Origin of the sequence: Cohnella mopanensis, from assembly GCF_022352055.1 — a bacterium.
Taxonomy (GTDB): Bacteria; Bacillota; Bacilli; order Paenibacillales; family Paenibacillaceae; genus Cohnella; species Cohnella mopanensis.
Map to the genome: position 1 here is coordinate 36434 of NZ_JAKRWM010000013.1, position 13903 is coordinate 50336.

Annotated in this window: 8 protein-coding genes; 3 read left to right on the forward strand and 5 right to left on the reverse strand. The window is 51.1% G+C overall.

Going from position 1 to position 13903, the window contains the following annotated elements:
* Nucleotides 1-117: 117 nt before the first annotated feature.
* Nucleotides 118-3276, forward strand: coding sequence for an S-layer homology domain-containing protein (locus L3D05_RS18725; protein WP_239617846.1), 3159 nt, complete (start codon nt 118-120; stop codon nt 3274-3276).
* 66 nt (nt 3277-3342) lie between these two features.
* Here L3D05_RS18725 and L3D05_RS18730 read toward each other — a convergent pair whose 3' ends face one another.
* The gene (locus tag L3D05_RS18730) at nt 3343-4593 is read right to left on the reverse strand and encodes a Fe-Mn family superoxide dismutase (protein ID WP_239617847.1); all 1251 of its coding nucleotides are present in this window, start codon (nt 4591-4593) and stop codon (nt 3343-3345) included.
* Between the two features lie 91 nt (nt 4594-4684).
* Nucleotides 4685-5755 (reverse strand): alpha/beta hydrolase, encoded by a 1071-nt coding sequence (locus L3D05_RS18735; protein WP_239617848.1) that lies wholly within the window; start codon nt 5753-5755, stop codon nt 4685-4687.
* Nucleotides 5756-5972: 217 nt separating this feature from the next.
* Between L3D05_RS18735 and L3D05_RS18740 the strand changes: the two genes are divergently transcribed.
* Together L3D05_RS18740 and L3D05_RS18745 are read left to right on the forward strand one after the other, a co-directional pair.
* On the forward strand, nt 5973-6716 hold the full coding sequence (locus L3D05_RS18740) for an IclR family transcriptional regulator (protein WP_239617849.1): 744 nt from the start codon (nt 5973-5975) through the stop codon (nt 6714-6716).
* 31 nt (nt 6717-6747) lie between these two features.
* The gene (locus tag L3D05_RS18745) at nt 6748-8394 is read left to right on the forward strand and encodes a stalk domain-containing protein (protein WP_239617850.1); all 1647 of its coding nucleotides are present in this window, start codon (nt 6748-6750) and stop codon (nt 8392-8394) included.
* A gap of 53 nt (nt 8395-8447) precedes the next feature.
* Here L3D05_RS18745 and L3D05_RS18750 read toward each other — a convergent pair whose 3' ends face one another.
* The 3 genes from L3D05_RS18750 to acnA form a co-directional block, all read right to left on the reverse strand.
* Entirely contained in the window at nt 8448-9554 is a 1107-nt protein-coding gene (locus tag L3D05_RS18750) for a tetratricopeptide repeat protein (RefSeq protein ID WP_239617851.1), read from the reverse strand.
* A gap of 131 nt (nt 9555-9685) precedes the next feature.
* Nucleotides 9686-10741, reverse strand: a complete 1056-nt coding sequence (locus tag L3D05_RS18755) for a YlbL family protein (RefSeq protein ID WP_239617852.1) — start codon at nt 10739-10741, stop codon at nt 9686-9688.
* Nucleotides 10742-10882: 141 nt separating this feature from the next.
* Nucleotides 10883-13591 carry an aconitate hydratase AcnA gene (gene acnA, locus L3D05_RS18760; RefSeq protein ID WP_239617853.1) on the reverse strand — a complete coding sequence of 903 codons (2709 nt, stop codon included), beginning with the start codon at nt 13589-13591 and terminating at the stop codon, nt 10883-10885.
* Nucleotides 13592-13903 lie beyond the last annotated feature (312 nt).

The following is a 13903-nucleotide window of genomic DNA, read 5'->3' on the forward strand; positions in this document are numbered from 1 at the left end:
GATAATAGTTCAAAAGTCTCGAATTCTATGTTAATCCTGTTAATTATTGTCTGTTAATGTAAATTGCCAAAAGTTATAATTTTCCTCACATGTTATTTTAGAAGGAGCTGTTGTAGCTTGAGAATTCAAGCGGGTAAACGTCTTGTGTCATTTATTCTTTCCGTTCTAATCGTTCTTTCGACAATGAGCACGGCAGTATTTGCTACTGCCAAAGATCTAACTGGTCACTGGGCCAAAGGGACTATCGACCAAATGTTAGACGCAGGTACCGTCCAAGGATATTCGGATGGAACTTTTCGTCCTAACGCGCCGATTACCCGCAGCGAGTGGGTAAGTCTAATCAATAAAACTTTCAAAATCGACGAGCCTTCCGATAATCATTTCAGCGATCTGAATGAGAAAGCTTGGTATTACAAGGATATTGTTTCCGCAGTAGGAGCAGGATACGCCACGGGCTTTAAAGACGGGACATTTAAACCGTTGCAGCCCGTTAGCCGTCAAGAAGCGGCTGTCATGCTGTCGAAATTGCTAGTCTTAAACGATTCGTTATCCGCGACTCAATTCAGCGATGCCAAGGGAATCGCGAAATGGAGCAGCGGAGCAATCGGAGCCGTGGTCGACCAGCAAATCATGGTGGGCAGCAAAGGCCTCTTCCGACCGACCGACGTATTGACACGCGCCGAAGCTGTCGTTCTTCTGAACCGGCTTGCGAAAAAGAATCAAATCGTGTTCAAACAAGCCGGTACATACGGGACTGCAAGCCAAAAGGCTGTCCTTCGCAAAAACTTACTTATCGATGCGCCGGGTATTACTTTGCAGAACGTGGAAGTTAACGGCGATTTGGTGCTTGGCAAAGGGATCGGAGAAGGCGACGTCTTCCTGAAGAACGTCAAAGTAACCGGCAAAACGATCGTTCAAGGCGGGGGAGAGCATAGCGTTCATTTCGAGAACACGATTATGCTTACCGTAGTTGTTGATAAGGCTGACGGTACAGTCCGTATCGTCGTGGAAGGCGCCGCGCAAATCGCGGAATTCCAAATCCAATCGCCGGTACGGGTGGAGGCGGACAAAAATACGAAAGTCGACAGCGTGACTCTGTCCGAGAAGCTGCCGGAAGGGTCCCAGATTAACCTTGTGGGACAATTCGAAACGGTTAACGTATTGGCTAAGCATATCTCGATCGAAATTCCGTCAGGCTCTATCGGCGAGCTGAACGTAGGCAAGGATGCGGCGGATAGCTCGATCAAGCTAAACAAAGAGGCGCAAATCTTGTCCCTGATCATGAACGCGGCCACGAGCATTCTCGGAGAAGGCTCGATTACAGCCGCGCTCGTCAATGCTGCGGGCGTGACCATGGAGCAGAAGCCGACAGAGATTAAGCTTGGAACCGATGTGCCGAAAGACACGACGGTTAAAGTAGGCGGTTCATCGCAACCCGTTACTACGCCTGCGGCAGGCGGATCTTCCGGATCATCCGGATCGCCGGAGACGACGACTAGGCCGGAGGATCGGACGCCTCCAACGCTTAACATCTCTGCAACCGAGATTACTTCAGGCGATAAAATATCGGCTAAGAGTAACGAAAATGGCTATATTTATATGATGCCGTCCTCGGTTCCGGGACTGCTGATCGATTTGAATCTTGCAGCCCGTGACGGAGTCGGGAAGAAAGTATCCGTCGTTGCTAATCAAACCGTCGAGATCTCGACAACGAATTTCTTAGGCGGATTATATTATGTCGTCGCAGCGGATGTAGCCGGCAATGTGTCAGCCTTGCATCATGTGTACGTAATGGATTCGGAAAACTCTCCTCTTAACTTTACGGGGTTAAGCACGGGTGGCAGCAATACGCAAGCGTGGTTCACTTTTAATCGGGGTATCCTTAACAATCTGAACAATCTGGATCAACTCAAGGCGGCGCTTCGCTTCTCTTCGGACGGAGGGACAACGTTCCGGCCACTGGGAGCGAATGATACGATCAGATTATTTAACACCGCGCTCGAAGTTACTTTTGCTACTCCGTTTACCGGGAAAGACAATGTCCTTCAACTTGCGGCGAATTCATTGAAAGATTCGAACGGCGTTGTGTTAGATCGAATCATGACTAGCTGGACATTCGCGGCAGGAGCGTTATTCATCGCGAAGCCTCAAGCTTCGGTCCACTTAAACGACACGCTGAAATTTAAAGTCGATATGGCCGTTACCGTCTACCTCTCGCCTACAATATTAGGGGGAGGCTCTGGGGCCGATTTTGAACATCGCGTCGTTCTGAAGCAGGCGAAGAAGCTAATCGTCACGGAAGCAATGGTCGGTCAAGAGCTTGAGCTCTCCACCGCGGAATTGCCAGCGGGTATATACACTCTATATCTCTGGGGCGGCGATTCGGTGAAAGTCGATATCGACGTGACTCCGATACTGCAGCCTCATCAGATTACGGTTGCTAATGTCATAGGAGATCAGGATTCCGTAACCGTAACCGGGTTGGCAGAGGGCAGCATCGTTAAGGTATATCGTCAGTGGGAGGACACGGCGCCAATCGCGGCTAGCATTCCGGTTCCTGCCGGCCAAACTGCGGTCATTGTCAACGTGGGCCAATTGGGAATGGCAGCAGGATATCTTCTAGTAACCGTAACTGCTCCTCCGTACGGGGAGAGCGAGAAAGCCTATGTTACTTACTTAGACGAGTCGAACGCTCCAAACGCTCCTCTCTCGATAAAGAATGCCTATCTGGATAGCAATAATTCCGCCATCCATATCAATCTCAATCGAACGGCTACGAGCGATGTCGTTGATCTGAAATCCAATGTCCTTATGTCCACCGATGGAGGCGTAGTGTTCCTTCCGCTGGCAGCGGGAGACACCGTTTCTATTAACGGAGACCATATCACGGTTACTCTAGCGACTCAATTCCAAAGCCCGTTACTGAAGGTGAAGATTGTTGCTAACACGCTTAAGGACTCTGACGACAACATCCGATCCGAAGATTTAACAACAGGCTCGATAACCGTGAACCCGTTTTTCGTCGTGAAGCCTCAAGCTTCCGTTACTGCGGGAACGCAGATCAGTTTCTCGGTAAATACGCCGGGAACGGTTTACTTGGTTCCTACCGGAACGAACGGGGATCAGTCACAATTTGATCAAGCGGCGCTGCAAAAATTAACTGTAGGTGCAGCTCAAGTAGGCCAGACTGTTACTATGGATACGGCCAATATCGCTCCAGGAGTATATGCTGTACTGATTTGGAGCGGAGAATACCTTCAAATCGCGATTAATTAAACCATAAACAAAAAAGTGTTGGTATGGGGTAGGAACCCTGTACCAGCACTTTTTGTTGTTTCGTACTTAATAAGGAACCCATTGAATGGTCTTCGCTTTGGCGTATCGCTCGGCCACATAGGGCCAATTGACGACATTCCACCAGTCATTGATGTAGGCTGCGCGGTCATTCTGATGCTTCAAGTAGTAAGCATGCTCCCAGACGTCCAGAGGCAGCAGGGGAATAACGTCCCACTGCGACAGATTCTGATGCTTCTCCGCGGTCAAGAGCTCCAGCCGATGGCTGCGGGGACTCCATACTAGAATGGCCCAGCCTCCGCCTTCGACCTTGTTGGCGGCTTCCGTGAACTGCTTCTTGAACGCGTCGTAACTGCCGAAGCTTCTGTTGATTTCGTCCAATAGCGGACCCGTTGGTTTGCCTCCACCCCGGGGTGACATGACGTCCCAGAACAACGTATGCAAGTAATGTCCCGCACCGTTAAAGGCAAGCTCTCTTTCCCAGTGTTTCACCAAATCGAAGTCGCCTGTACTCCGCGCTTCTTCCAGCTTCTTCTCGGCTTTGTTCAACCCGTCGACGTAACTTTGATGATGTTTATCGTGATGGATTCTCATCGTTTTCTCGTCGATATAGGGTTCTAACGCTTTATAAGAGTAAGGAAGCGGAGGCAGCCTATGCCCTCCGATCGGAACGGGATTCCCGGTTGTCGACGGAGCGGCAACGCCATCTCCAGTCGGATCGGACCAAGAAACCCCCGGGCGGCTCTCGTCGTTTCCGTTATGGGCGGATTGCGGTTGCAGCTTTAAAGCACCGTCTGCGGGCTCCGGCCCGGCAAAGCCCTCCGGACTATCTTCGTTCGCTCCTTGCGGTTGCGATTGGGTCAAGTGGATAGCGCCGGCTCTCACGAGCTGCCCCATAATGCCTGCGGAGTATTCCGTCTGACGGTTAATATAGGCGAGCGAGAGCTCGCGGTTCTGCATGCCCGATAGCGCGAGACTATGTTCGGGAAGCATCTGCAGTTGACGGCTGAACTCTCTGGACTGCTCGAGCGATTCTTCCAACAGCGTGGGTACCAAGTTCGACCACTCCGGCGTTAAAGCGCGGGATGGCTCCTCTTCCAGAAGCGTTTTGTTTTGCTGCGCGTATTCCCGGGTGGTCTGGAATACTTTCTCCCAATCTGTCAGCCATTGAACGTAAGGGGGCTCCAGTGTTGGAACGATTGATCGTAGCATGTTTGCATGCTCCGATTCCTGCGCTTTCCAATAGCCGATTTCTTCTAACAGTTGAAGGGGCATAATATTGCCATAAACGGATGACATAAAGAACCTCCCCATGATCGCGATTGTCGAAGTAAACTTCGTACAAAGCGTATGCGGGAGGAGGGTTGTTTCATGCCATATTAATTGAAGCTTATGCGGATCCCTTTAATTGCACCGCTATAACGGATCCCGCTTTGTCTTCCGCAGGAGTGGCCAGCTTGGCTAATACATCCGAATGCACGTTATCCAAGAACGCTGTCGCACGTTGGACGTATTCTTGCGTATGAGTACGGTAGATCATTTCATGGATGGCGTCGGGAACGATCCATAGCCGGGATAGAGCATTCGTCTGCGCTTTGGCGACATTCTCGGACAAATACGTAGGGGCTTTGTCATCCGCAGTGCCATGGATCAGGAAAATCGGGAAATCGTATGCCGTTGACTGTACCTCCGCGGAAGGGAGTTGTTCCAGCCGGGCACCGCTCATCATCGGGAAAAATTGGCGGATAAGCGATAAAGATGGATATCTAGGCAGATCAGCATAATGTTTAATATTGAAATAAAGCGTATCGTCGTCAGGAAGAAAGGTGCTATCCAGAATCATGGCATCGACGGGTGCGCTTAGCAGAGCGGCTTGCAACGCAGTTCCGGCTCCCATGGAGAAGCCCCAAACGACCAGCTCTTGGGTTCCTTGCGCTCGTGCAAATTGGATGGCTCCGAGGAGTTGCTGCGATTCGATCTTGCCGCCTGTAGCTGGGGCAGGATGCGACTTGCTGGCAAATCCGTAATCGAACATAAGGACGTTATACTTCATTCCATGCAGAAGATCAGCCAGATCATACATAGGTACCCAGGTTTCTTCGCGATTAGCGCCATACCCATGGCTTAGTACGACCGTACGTTGGCTCGACTCGGCGGGAATCCACCAGCCATCCACTTGAATTCGATTATCCGCGCTTGCGAAGGTAACCTCCGAATAGGCGAGGTTTTTGGCGAGCATAGGGTTCGAAGCGAGAGCGGCGACGGGTGGATGGGAGAGCGCCCAAGCTACATAAGCATGGAAAGCGACGAATAGAAGGAGAAGGATACTAAAAACGACATAGCTCAGATGGAGGGAAACCCTTCCAAGCTTCTGGATCCGAGTGCGTTCAGAGGGATGGACCGGCGCCGGAATAGCTGTTCCCGAACCAACTAAAGGTAGGGGCGTCGACATGGTTGTCATAGGGGATCGCCTCGCTTCATGTAAGCACTCTAGAACACTAGTACTATCATCGTAGATTGAGGGACCTATAGCGTCAATGAGCCTGCGCGACTTGTAAATCGTACGTAATCAAATTGTAATAAAGCGCTTCCAACATTTACGCAAACTCTCGTTTGAGTTATACTGTGTGTAACATGGTTTCACTGGATGAAACAAAAGTTATGGGAGGGAAACGCTAGTGGAAGAAGAAAAACGAACGGTTCGCGCAGTGGAAAGAGCATTGGATGTTCTTCTTTGTTTTGCCTCGGGACAGGAATGGGGTTTAACGGAAATCGCCGGCCGCGTTGGTTTACATAAAAGCACCGTGTTTCGATTGCTCGCGACTTTGGAGGATAAAGGCTTCGTCACGCGCGTTCATACAACGGACAAGTACCGATTAGGCCTAAGCGTGCTAGAGCTGTCCGCTAACTTGTCGCGCTCGGACGATCCTTCCGTCGTCCTGCTTCCGGAAATGGAGCGATTAAGGGACCAATTAAGCGAGACGATCAGTCTGTACGTAAGAGATCGAGCTGAACGGGTGAGAATCCAAGCGGTGCAAAGCATGCAGGCGATTCGCCGCGTGGCGACGGTAGGGGCGCGTTTGCCGTTATCCGTCGGAGCCTCCAGCAAAGTGCTGTTGGCATTCGCGGATCCGGGTATCAGAGGCCTTGTGATGGCTGACCCGGCCTGGCCGGCCCAATTGGATCGCGGAGCATTCGGCAAGCAGTTAGACGATATCGTCGCGGCAGGTTATGCCACGAGCTACGAGGAAAGGGAACCTGGAGCGGCCGCGGTATCCGCGCCAATCTTCAACCGATCAGGAAAGCTGGTCGCGGCTCTATCTGTGTCGGGTCCTTCCAATCGATTAACACCGGATCGGATGCATGAATTTGCCCCGGCTATTATCGAAGCGGCACATCGCATGGGGACGATTCTGGGCTAAAGATGATAACATTGGAGAGGCGGAGACGCGGGTGAGCCAGGTTTGGAGCAGAATGTTGAAACAGGTCAGCGTGTTAGGACTTGCAGGGATACTAGCGTTCACGGGCCATGGTATAAAGTCCGTTTCGGCGGCATCGGACGACAGCAAGTCTATTGTGGACGTTGCGTTCGGAGTCTATCATAGCGTTGCGGCGGCAAAGGACGGAACGGTATGGTCTTGGGGAAATAATGCCTTCGGCCAACTCGGAATAGGGAAAGGGACTGCAGCCTCGCAAGCTCCCGTTAAAGTGACCGGGATCGATCATGTGATCGCCGTAGACGCCGGCAGTTATTATACGGCAGCGCTTCGGGAAGACGGAACTGTATGGGTGTGGGGATCTAACTTGGAAGGCGAACTCGGGGATGGAACTTATTCTGCACTAGGGCCGCCGGATAACACCGGAGGGAAGCGGATTGCCGATGACCGGAATGCTTACAAGCCTCAAGTGGTTCCTCAATTAACGGGTATTGTAGGAATAAGAGCAATGAGCAGGGGAACCGTCGCATGGGATCAGGCTGGCTCATTATGGAGCTGGGGAGATTCCTTAATGGGAAATCCCTATGCAGGCATGAGCGAGGAACATGAGAAGAAGAAACTGACGCCATCCCGCAATGAATCTTTCTCTAACGTTAAATCCGTAGCGGGAGCAGATTACGTGCTCTCGGTATTGAGCGGGGACGGTACGATTGAGATGCAGGGCTCTAACGGGTTCGGCCAGTTGGGGAATGGCGAGCGAAGCGATTCTTTTGGAACGGCTCATGTAGAGGGTCTCACGAACGTCTTGCGCGTAGAGACGACAGGCAGAACGACGATAGCCTATTTGAATGACGGTAAAGTGCTGGAATGGGGTCAAGCTTTATTGGAATCCAAAGGCTTGAATCCAACGGATCCTGCGACAATCAAACAAATTCCGGTGAATTTGAAACCGACGGCGACGAAGGAATTGCAAGGCTTCTCAGACATCCAGAGCACGATTTTCAGATTCGTGGAGCCTTCTTTCCTCGCTCTCAAGCCAGACGGTACCGTATGGACGCACGGAGATAATGCACAGGGACAGCTAGGCTTGTCAGGCATTAAAGAGAGGTACAGTTGGGGAAAAGTAGATGGCTTGCCTGCGATCGCTGCGATCAATGGACGGGGAGGCTCTTCCGCGGCGATCGGCAAAGATGGCAGCGTATGGACGTGGGGATATAACGCGAACGGTCAACTGGGTGACGGTACTACCGAGAAACGGTTCACTCCAATCGCCATCGGCGGTTTCGGAAACTCGCCGTCAATAGACAAGGCGGGCTACCAGCTTAGCGTAAACGGCAAGCCAGTCAAGCTATCCGTTGAGCCCGAGCTCAATCAGGGCACGGTTGTAATGCCGCTTACGCAAGCCGTAAAAGCCTATGGTGCGAAGCTGACGTGGGACAAGAATAAACAAACCGCGACGGTCACACGCGGGAAAAACAAAGTTGTCTTGAAGCGAAATAGCGTTCAGGGAACAGTGAACGGCAAAGCCGTCAAACTTCCAATCGCCACGCTAGCGAAGGGGGACGATTGGTTGTTAACCGCCGATTGGCTTGCAAAGCAGTTAGGCGGCACAGCTAAGCTGGATTCCGTGAAGCGGACGTTAGTCGTCGTCTTCCCTAAATAAGTTAAAGCCCTCGCGTTCGCGCGAGGGCTTTGTTGTCCGTTAGGCTTGTTATGTTATTTCATCCGATCTTTCACGCGCTTAGGAGCGATGGTTGAAGCTTTGCTGCCGAGCAGCTTCCAGTATTGCTGGTAATGGGCTTTGGCGGCGGATTTCTGCCCAAGCGTCCATTCCACATCGGCTAAGTTGATGTAAGCAACGGTACGAGTCGGAACGAGCTTGATCACGTTAGCGAGTATAGGTTTCGCTTCCTTGTTGCGTCCGGCAAGAGAAAGAAAATATCCGTAGTCGTTCAGAATTTCCACGTATGCGCCGAGACTAAGTTGTCTTTTATCGGCAGGGCTCGCTACAATATCGGACTTTTGCAACTTCCCGCTCTTATAGTCGTTTACGCCTACATACTGATGGAGACCGTATTCCAGGTAGCTGATCGCAGTTTTTATGTCTTTCTTTTGCACTTGCAGAGCCTGCTGATGGGCGAGCTTCAAAGCAGGTGTGGAGAGCGTATAGAAGCTCTCGTAAGCAGCTGGGTAGGAGACAGCATCGTGATTATATTGATCAATTAAGCCTTCAATATTTTTAGTTTGAATAAGCCGTTCCTTCACCTTGAAATATCGTTCGGTAGGATCATCGTAATCATGGGACACAACGTAAAAAGCATCTCCCGCCCATTCGAGCTCCACGTTTGATTCAAAGGCTGAGGAAGAAGCTTGGCTCCACACATGAATGTGGTTTTTTTCTGTTGAAAAGTCCAACTTGAAGGTGCCGAGAAACAGTTCTCCTTCGTCACTGCTCACTGCCCGATCCAGCAGCTTGATGTCAGAGGCATCTTCATTCGTGGTAACGAGGACGAGCTCTATCCAATCGTTGTTGTATACGAACGCGATGAACTGACGCGTATACCCTTTCGGGTAATTGCCTAGATCGACCTCGTAGAACGATTGATTCGTAACATAAGATGCATCCTCTTTGCTTAGTTGCAGGTTAACCTTGACGAATTGGAATAAAGGATCGAATAGGTTATGGCCGTCTTTCATTTCCGAAAGTCTAATGGGCTGAAAAGCCGTTTTTGAATCGGCAGCCGCTCCGGGAACAACTTGCAAATTTAAGAGAACGAATATTGCCAACGCGACAGCGATTGTCCATCTCTGTAGTTTTTTCACTGTAAAATAACCCGCCTTATGAATGAGATTAGCTGCCGCCAAATGTTACCACCGAACGACAAACCTGTCAAAAGGAAAAAGCCCTAGCTAGAATAAGCGTTCTGCTTCTCCAACTAGGGCTTGATGGATCGTTATTTCTTGGGTTCCAGCTTCTTGAGGAAATCAACGGCTTCTTTCAGCGTGGAAACTTGGACGAGCTTCGGCGATAATTTCAGGTCTTTGACCGTTTTCTCGGCGAGCACCCAATTACTCGGATCATTTTTGTTGTAGGGGACTAAGAAGTAATCCGCTTTCTCCCTGTCCGCCGCTATGAGCTTGTAATTAATGCCACCGATCTGTCCTACAGCGCCTTCCGCGCTGATCGTACCGGTACCGGCGATCTGGTAGCCTCTCGTGAGATCTTCCCCGGTGAGCTGGGCGATAATCTCAAGCGTCATCATTAATCCGGCCGAAGGTCCGCCGGTATCCGCGAAATCGAATTTGACCGGATCGGGAGGGGTAACTTTCAGGACGGTTTCGTTCTGGAAACCGATTCCGGTTCTACTCCCCGGGTTCATCGTAATTAGGGGAACCGTAGCTTCGAACTTCTCTTCGCCCCTCGTTCCAGATACGGTCACTTTATCTCCGGCTTTTTTCCCCGTTAAGTAACCTGATAGCTCTTTGGCGTTACTGATCGGCGTGCTATCGACTTGGGTAATAATGTCGCCTTCCTGCAAACCGCTCTCCCGTGCTTTCGATTCTGGCAACAAGGCGTAGACGATAACACCCTTCTCCTTCACATCGATAGGCTTATTCATCGCCGTATAAGCGGCGAGAAGGGCATTCTCCTCCGAACTATCGCGCATCCAAGCCAATAAGTTGCGGTAGGCTTTCATGTTCGTTGCGCCGCCGGTGGCCGCCTCCACGGACTTTACTTCCATTTTCGGATTGATCCGGGCATATATGATATCGAAAATATTGGGGTTCGAGTAGGTGGACACGGTCGTGAACAGCAGAGCGCCTTTCTCCTCAAGCTTGTGGCCGGTTTCTACCCGAGTATGGACGGATTCCGCGGATCCGGGTCCGTACAGCATATAGGGCCATGGCTTTAAGTAAGCAACCACGAATAGGAGGAATAGAAATCCGATCAGGAGGGGCAGCCAGTTGCGCCGTATCCAGCGTTTGTTGTTAGGTTTAGCGGTATTCATCCGGGCTAGCCTCCAGGTATGCGGTGTCGCATAGTGTGTGGAACTATTATAACGTATGAGAGCTGTTGGAAACAAAGCACGAGGGAAGAAAATTGAAAAAGCCCTCCATCCGAGGATGGAGGGCTTTGGGTAATCCAGAGCTTATTGCGCGGCAATCATCTGACGAAGCACGGTTTGCAGAATACCGCTGTTGCGGTAGTAGTCTACGTCAACCAACGAATCCAGACGAGCGATGGCTTGGAAATCGAACGTTGTGCCATCTTCGCGTTTAACGGTTACGTCAACCAGTTGTCCAGGAGTTACGTCGTTGGACAAGCCGTTGATTTCGAACGTTTCGCGTCCGGTAATGCCGAGCGTTTTCCAGCTTTGTCCGGCAGGGAATTGCAACGGTAGCACGCCCATGCCAACGAGGTTGGAACGGTGAATACGCTCGAAGCTTTCCGCGATGACCGCTTTTACGCCTAACAGGAACGTACCTTTAGCCGCCCAGTCGCGGGAGCTTCCGGTACCGTATTCTTTACCGGCGATAACGATCAAATTCGTGTTGCTGTCTTGATATTTCATCGAAGCGTCGTAGATAGACATCACTTCTTCAGTCGGAAGATAAGTCGTTACGCCGCCTTCAGTGCCAGGAGCCACTTGGTTCCGGATGCGGATGTTAGCGAAAGTACCTCTCATCATGACTTCGTGATGTCCGCGACGGGAACCGTAAGAGTTGAAGTCTTCTTTTTTCACGCCGTGCTCAAGCAAGTATTTACCTGCAGGGCTGTCTGCTTTGATGTTACCGGCAGGGGAGATATGGTCCGTCGTAACGGAATCGCCCATGAGAGCAAGCACGCGAGCGCCCTTGATGTTGTTGATGTCGCCAGCTTCAGGAGCAAGATCCTTGAAGAACGGCGGGTTCGCGATGTAAGTGGATTTGTCGTCCCACTCGTACAGCTCGCCTTCCGGTACAGGGATTTTGTTCCATTGTTCGTTTTGCGTAAATACGTTCTCGTATTTGGCGCGGAACATAGCCGGCGTAAGCGAAGCGGCAACCGCTTGTTGAATTTCTTCGTTGGTTGGCCAAATGTCTTTCAGGTATACCGGTTGGTTATTCGCGTCGAATCCGATCGGATCATTCGTAAGATCGATATTAACCGTTCCAGCTAGCGCGTAAGCGACAACAAGCGGCGGAGATGCCAAGTAGTTCGCTTTAACTTGCGCATGCACGCGGCCTTCGAAGTTACGGTTACCGGAAATAACGGCAGCAACGGCCAGATCGTTATCCGCGATCGCTGTGCTGACTTCGTCCGGCAACGGACCGGAGTTACCGATACAAGTTGCGCAACCATAACCTGCTACGTAGAAGCCGAGCTTCTCAAGGTATGGTAAGAGGCCTGCATTGATCAGATAGTCGGTTACGACGAGAGAACCTGGAGTCAGGGAGCTCTTCACGTAAGCCGGCTTAGTTAATCCGCGTTCTACGGCTTTCTTGGCGACGAGGCCAGCGCCGATCATAACGCTTGGGTTGGAAGTATTCGTACAGCTTGTGATAGCGGCAATAACAACTGCCCCCGTGCTAAGCTTGGTTTGCGCACCGTTAGGATGCTTAACGTCAACCGATTGCTCGATTTGGGCGTCGGTCAAGCCGAAGCCGCCTTTCTCGATCGGCGTACGAATGCTTTCGTTGAACGATTGTTTCATAGCCGTCAGCTCTACGCGGTCTTGAGGACGCTTAGGGCCTGCCAAACTAGGAACGATCGTGGACAAGTCTAGCTCCATAACTTCGGTGAAGACCGGATCCGGAGTTGCATCGGTACGGAACATGTCTTGCGCTTTATAGTAAGCTTCAACGAGCTCGATCTGGCTTTCTTCGCGGCCAGTCAGTCTCATGTAGTTCAACGTTTCGCTATCGACTGGGAAGAAGCCGATCGTCGCGCCGTATTCAGGAGCCATATTCGCTACGGTTGCACGGTCAGCTAGGCTGATGTTGGACAAGCCGGAGCCGAAAAATTCCACGAACTTGCCGACAACGCCTTTTTTCCGCAGGATTTGGGTAACGGTCAAAGCAAGGTCAGTCGCCGTAGCGCCTTCAGCAAGCTTGCCGGTTAGTTTGAATCCAACGACTTCCGGCATGACGAAGTAAAGCGGTTGTCCGAGCATACCTGCTTCGGCTTCGATACCGCCTACGCCCCAGCCGACAACGCCAAGTCCGTTGATCATCGTCGTATGGGAATCCGTACCCACTAGGGAATCCGGATAAACTTCGGTTACGCCGTCTTTCGATTTCGTTGCGGCAACGGATGCCAGGTACTCCAAGTTAACTTGGTGAACGATACCTGTGGCCGGCGGAACGGCACGGAAGTTGTTGAATGCCGTTTGTGCCCAGCGAAGGAAGCGATAACGCTCTTCGTTACGCTCGAACTCAACGTCCATGTTGTATTGCAGCGCATCAGCAGTACCGAACGCGTCAACCATGACGGAGTGGTCGATAACGAGATCGACGGGAACGAGCGGATTGATCTGCTTCGGATCGCCGCCGGCTTGTTTAACCGTTTCGCGCATAGCTGCCAAGTCGACAACGACGGGAACGCCCGTGAAATCTTGCAGAACGATACGCGCAGGGATGAACGGAATTTCTTTGTCTTCGCGGCCTTGCGTCCACTTAGCCAATTGTTTCACGTGCTCTTCCGTAATGCCGCGTCCGTCGAATTGGCGGATCGCTGCCTCGAGCAATACTTTAATGGAGAACGGGAGCTTGGACACGGGGCCTAAGCCTTGCTCTTCCAATGCTTGCAAGCGGTAGTAACGGTACGATTGACCTGATGACTGCAGTTGTTCCTGTACTTGATAAGGTAATTTGGACAAGTGTGTAGCCTCCTAGATTCGTATCCTTAATCAAATTCGTATTTCGTGAGGTCGCATTTCCAGATCACCAGAAAAAGTGTTTAGTGATCGTCGGGTTTCATCTGGTGAAACGCGATTTCAAAAATACTCTATGCCCTAAGTATACTCTGTTGTCTCTTCTCCGTAAAGCGGTTTTGAGGGATATCGGGGTCCAATTCGTGGCTAAACCGCAAATTTTCATTTCATTAGAATGCCGCACGACCTTAGGTTTTCATCCGTTACAGAGGAATGGCATGGAATGGAAAAATCGATCATAGGATGAAGTGGCGTAAT

Coding starts and splice junctions, on each gene's coding strand:
- L3D05_RS18730 (WP_239617847.1), bottom strand. CDS start 4,593: ATGTCATCCGTTTATGGCAATATTATGCCCCTTCAACTGTTAGAAGAA.
- L3D05_RS18755 (WP_239617852.1), bottom strand. CDS start 10,741: ATGAATACCGCTAAACCTAACAACAAACGCTGGATACGGCGCAACTGG.
- L3D05_RS18735 (WP_239617848.1), bottom strand. CDS start 5,755: ATGACAACCATGTCGACGCCCCTACCTTTAGTTGGTTCGGGAACAGCT.